Annotated in this window: 7 protein-coding genes and 1 pseudogene; 1 reads left to right on the top strand and 7 read right to left on the bottom strand. The window is 31.7% G+C overall.

What is annotated here, in order from left to right; translation table 11 throughout:
- From ACW9XA_RS09745 to ACW9XA_RS09715, 7 genes and pseudogenes are all read right to left on the bottom strand, one after another.
- Positions 1-364 (bottom strand): annotated as a pseudogene (locus ACW9XA_RS09745) (hypothetical protein); the annotation flags it as partial.
- A 91-nt stretch (positions 365-455) separates the two neighbouring features.
- Positions 456-1,037, bottom strand: coding sequence for a hypothetical protein (locus ACW9XA_RS09740; RefSeq protein WP_457764127.1), 582 nt, complete (start codon positions 1,035-1,037; stop codon positions 456-458).
- 88 nt (positions 1,038-1,125) lie between these two features.
- Entirely contained in the window at positions 1,126-1,908 is a 783-nt protein-coding gene (locus ACW9XA_RS09735) for a 2OG-Fe(II) oxygenase (protein ID WP_457764126.1), read from the bottom strand.
- Complete coding sequence (locus tag ACW9XA_RS09730) at positions 1,909-2,193, bottom strand: hypothetical protein (RefSeq protein ID WP_457764125.1); 285 nt, start codon at positions 2,191-2,193, stop codon at positions 1,909-1,911. It lies immediately after the preceding gene.
- Positions 2,194-2,413: 220 nt separating this feature from the next.
- A complete protein-coding gene (locus ACW9XA_RS09725) occupies positions 2,414-3,787 on the bottom strand; it encodes a cryptochrome/photolyase family protein (protein WP_457764124.1) in 1,374 nt (457 codons plus the stop codon).
- 200 nt (positions 3,788-3,987) lie between these two features.
- A complete protein-coding gene (locus tag ACW9XA_RS09720) occupies positions 3,988-4,266 on the bottom strand; it encodes a hypothetical protein (RefSeq protein WP_457764123.1) in 279 nt (92 codons plus the stop codon).
- On the bottom strand, positions 4,263-4,808 hold the full coding sequence (locus ACW9XA_RS09715) for a cupin domain-containing protein (RefSeq protein WP_457764122.1): 546 nt from the start codon (positions 4,806-4,808) through the stop codon (positions 4,263-4,265). Before ACW9XA_RS09715 ends, ACW9XA_RS09720 begins: the two co-directional genes overlap by 4 nt.
- 245 nt (positions 4,809-5,053) lie before the next feature.
- On the opposite strand from ACW9XA_RS09715, the gene ACW9XA_RS09710 reads away from it, so the two are divergent.
- Positions 5,054-5,152 (top strand): NAD-dependent epimerase/dehydratase family protein (locus ACW9XA_RS09710; RefSeq protein ID WP_457764128.1); only part of this gene is annotated, 99 nt, incomplete at its 3' end.

Here is a 5,152-nt window from a genome sequence, read left to right as displayed (position 1 = left end):
GATATCTTACAAGACCCACCATTCCACCAATACTGGTTAAAATCATTCCAAATATCAAAGACATGTGTGGAGGACTGAGCAGACCATCTAGTCCAAAAGTAGAGTGCCAGAAAAAATCAATAGGCCCAGCACCAATCAAGACAATAATTCCAATTACTCCTAACTTTAGTGAAATTTTTAGATGTTTTTTATTTTCAATTTCATGCCAAATTAAAAGCGAGATTACAGTTCCAACCAAGGACATTGCCACTCCAGAATACATCACTCCATGCGGTACAGACACAAACGATTCAGGCTTGCTCAATACATGATTTGTAATATCCCAACTACCACCAACAGTTACAAGCAAAATGCCTAAACTCATCAAGAAATTTCCAAGCAGGAAGATACGCTGAGATTTCTGTATACTTGGCTTAGAGTCTAATTCCATATTCATTGTTCATCTCAATTAGATATTAGGGATTCACCATTACAGAATACACTTCAACATATTCACCTTGTGGGTCAATCATCCCTTGATGTGGAAAATGAGCGAGATTACCAGTATGAGGAATCTCAATTGCTTTAACATAAATTTCATAGAGTCCAGTATTTTTTGGCGTCACGGATAATTGAAAATTATAAGAATCATTTGGCAGTGATGGTCTATTCATAATCTCAATTAATGCATATTGTAATTGCACTTTTTGAACAGATGCAGTATAATTACTTCCAACTAGAGTGTTTTTTTCAATAAAATTATACTGATGATTAAAATCTGAATTGATCACTTTGACTTCATCCGTGATTTTATCTAGGGATGGAAATCCTATGGATAAAATATGAATATCGCCGTAATCGCCAATGTTTTTAGAAAAAATATTCACATTAAATGATTCTCCAAGTGGAATAGAAGCATCTGAAATTTTTACATCAAAATATGCCTGTGGGTCTGGTATCGCCTTTGAGAGATAAATCTGAGGAAACAGTACTAGAGACAAAATAAGATAAACTCCGATTAGTACAGATGCTATAATTATCGGGAAAGCCTTTTTCATCTTTTTGAATTAATTTTACTCATTAAAAAATTCTGGCTAATTCCAGCAAATTAGAAAAAGATTTTTGTCCAGATCTTGATTGCTTTTTTCAAGACCAAGTTACAATTTTTTTTCCATATTTTGAAAAAGATAAAAACAATCCCAAAGTTATTCGTCTTTTACTACCTTTTACAGGTAGTATTTCATGATAGTGATTTGGATTAATTATTACTAAATCACCCTGATTTGGTTTGATTTTTACATGATGAGTTGAGTTTGCAACCACATCACGCTTGTATCCAAATTCAATATTTCGAAATTTCTCATCTGATTTCTCCCAAGCTTTTTTGTACAAAACTAATTCTCCTCCTTTTTCGGATTGCTGAATGTACAACACTATCGATAACTGTATTGAAAATTTGGAAATATCAAAATTTTTTGCCTCATAACTTGCATTGTCTCTATGTATAGATGCCGAATCCCCTAATCCATGTAATCTAATTACTCCACAAGCATATTTTTTTCCATTTTCCACTGCAATTGAAATTTCTTTATTTGGAAATAATTCTCTCAAAAGATTATGTATTTTTTTTAGAGGATCCGGAGCCCCAAAAAATATTTCTCTAAGAGTTTTTCTAACAATATTTGCCTGAATAAAATATTCTTTTTTTCTAGTAATATGCGAAACAAGGGAAACCCCAATTTTTGTTGCACCTTCTTGATTTTCCGCATTAGAATTAATTCTTTGAATAATGGTATTACATGAATCTACATCGTAAAAATTTTTAATTATTAAAACTGAAAATTTACCTTCAGTGATTTCATTTATTTTTTTATTATTTTGTTGTATTTTTGTATGATCTATTGTTATGGAAGGCCATGTTTGAAGCATTCAATATCCCCCTTGGCCTGAATGTGAAACAGAAGATACGTAGTTACCTTCCTGGTTCTTGTCTTTAATTTCACATTTTACAAATGCCCCTGAGAGATGCTCTTCAACTAATTCCTTTGTGCAATTATTGATGTCAGCTGGTAGACTCATAAAATCAGTTTCACTAATTCTGATTTTTTCTACATCAGAGTATGTGTTTTTGTTCCCATCTTTTCTATGAGTAAGATTCAATTCAAAAATTTGGCCTGACAAAATATTTCCTACATTTCCCCAAATGATATCCATGAAAAATGTAGGGTTTTCTTGTATTTAGGACATAGTAATTTCCCACATAGTGCTAAAAAAGTCCTCAATCTGGAAGTTAAGCGTATGGCCTATTTTCAAAAAAGTTTAGAATCTAATCACATAAATCATTCAATATTTTTCAAAGTAAAATATAACTAAAAAACTACACTATTTTCAAAGATTTAGGAAAGATATTTTTTATTTTAAAACTTCTAGATTACTATGCCGAACCAAAAATCTCTTTTGTAATCTTTGTTTCTATACTGTGCTCCACTATAGGCTCAAAATATGACAAATCCTTTGGAAAAGAATTTGATAAATTATGAATTACTTTGGAATCTAGTGACTTTAATTCTGGAACCCATTTTTTGATGTAAATACAGTCAGGATCAAATCTTTTTTGTTGCAACCACGGATTAAAAATTCTAAACCATGGTTGTGCATCACAACCCGTAGATGCTGCCCACTGCCAATTTCCTATATTTACACAAGGATCGTAATCAACTAATTTTGTTGCAAAATATTTTTCTCCCCACCTCCAATCTATGTGTAGATCCTTTGTTAGAAAAGATGCAACAATCATTCTTAGTCTGTTGTGCATAAATCCTGTCTCATTGAGTTCTCTCATTCCTGCATCTACAATTGGAAATCCTGTTTCACCCTCACACCATTTAGAAAATAATTTCTTATTTTTACTCCATGAGATATTTTGAAATTTTTTGTTATATTCTTTTGAAAAACTATGAGGATAATGATACATTAGATAGGTAAAGAAATCTCTCCAATGAAGTTCTGAAATAATGGTGTGGTTAGAACCTAGTTCTTTTACACACCTTTCATAAATTTCTCGAATTGAAAGTGTTCCAAATTTGTTATGAGATGATAATAATGATGTACCATTTTTTGAAGGAATATTTCTCTCTTCATCATAGTTTTTGAGATTTTTTACATTCTTGAGTAATTGTATGCCTGATTTTCGTCCCCCTCTACGCTGTGATGGATTAGGTTTATCAAAAAATTCTGCAAATTTTGTAATTGGAACTTCAAATTCAATTTCTTGATTTGACAGATTAGTATATTGAAATTTTTGAGGTTTTCTAATAGGAAATTCTCGTGCTTTGGAGTAAAATGCCGTGAATACCTTGTATGGTTCCTCCTTTCCTGTTTTTAGCAGTTCTACATTATGTAGTAACAAGTCATCTGCTGAGATAAAATCAATTTTATTTTCAGCACAAATTTTTTTAATTTTATCATCGCGTTTTCTGCTAAATGGAGAATAATCGGTGTTTAAGAAAATAGCATCAATTTTTTCTTTCTGTATTATTTTTGAAATTATTTCCTCACAATTTCCTAAAAATGTGTGTAGATATGACTCGTTATTTTTAAGTTGGCCATTAAGATCAAGAAGACAATCATTAAGAAATTCTAATCTATATTGACTAAATTTTGGATTTGATTTTTTGAGTAATTTAGAATCCATGATAAAAATAGGAATTACTTTGGAGGATCGTTTTGATGCATTTATCAAACCCGTATTGTCTTCAATGCGAAGATCTCTTCTAAACAAAAATAGTGATTTTTGATATTCTACCATTTCTGTTAACCCTGATAATAATCAAAAACTATAATCCATAATGGGATTATTGGTGATTTCATGAGAAATATTTTCCATCTTGGTTAAAAAAGAAAATTCAAAACTACATCTAGTGGTAATTTATTTTTGAGATTTGATGAAATCTACAATAGAAAATATTTTTCCTCATATTGTTGAATTGTAAATTTAAGCGTATTGTACTAACTAAAGAAATCTAGGTTCTGTTGTGTATATGGTTGGTCAAGAGTAAGGAACTTTGGCCTTAGATTCATCCAAAAATACTCTCGTAACTTTTCATCTCCTGTTACCCTCTCTATACTATCTTTCATTGATGGAACAATTGGAGCTCCAGATCGTACCCACCTGAATATTAAATCCCCTATCTTTAGTTGCATATTCTCAAGGTCTGCTGTGGCACTCTCTTTTACTGGGATAATATAGACTGGTTGCAATGATTTTTTTTGAATGGGGTTTGTCACAATTGGAGATTGTTTCTCTTTAGAATCTGTAAAAACTTTTCCTGAATTATGTCGTTTTCTCTTAACAACGGACTGGTTGTTTCATCTTTTGTGCCGTACACATAGTCTAGATGAAACCAATCATTGTCAAGAACCATTTTGATTTCATCCTGAAGTATTTCCAGGTTTGGTGGAATCCATTTGTATGACAATGTGATTGCCGCAATACTAGAGTCCGATGAAAGAAGATTTATCTCCTTTGTCTTTTTTGTCGTTCGTAAATTGTGATATTCTCCGTGCTCAAACATGATGATGTTGTTTTCATGAATTGTTTTCCACGTCCCGTTATTCCACACGTCAAGCTGTCCTGCAATAACGTGAATTGCTTCAATGATGATGGAGTGTTTGTGAGTATGCTGCATCTCATCTTCTGGTATGTATCCTATGATTGATCTCATAGTATCAAGGTCAAAGGATTCTCGAATTTCATTTGTATCCCTTATGATACCTATTTTTTGATACTCATCACACATTATTTTGGTTTGACCATTTATGATTTGCACATCTCAGTCAAAAATAACCCCCTTAAAACTCCTGAATTTATGAACAACTCAGAAATTATGGTTTGGTTTCCTAAAAATGAAGAAAAACAACTGCTATTGCGATAATGATTACAGGTTTCAATAATGTTCTATGTTGATTATGAACTTAAGCGTATTGTCTATTCTCAAAAGAGATTAGAGAGTGTAATCGTCAAATATCAATTGAGAATTCACCTAATTTCTGTGATGTAAAATCCAATTTTTATATGACATGGAGACATTCGCAAAACATGGTATCAATTTTGGTAACAGGGGCAACTGGATTTATTGGTTCCAGATTAGTAGATAAACTAATTGAGAAAAAA

Source organism: Candidatus Nitrosopumilus sp. bin_6a (assembly GCF_054095695.1).
This window is presented reverse-complemented; position numbering and strand designations above follow the sequence as displayed.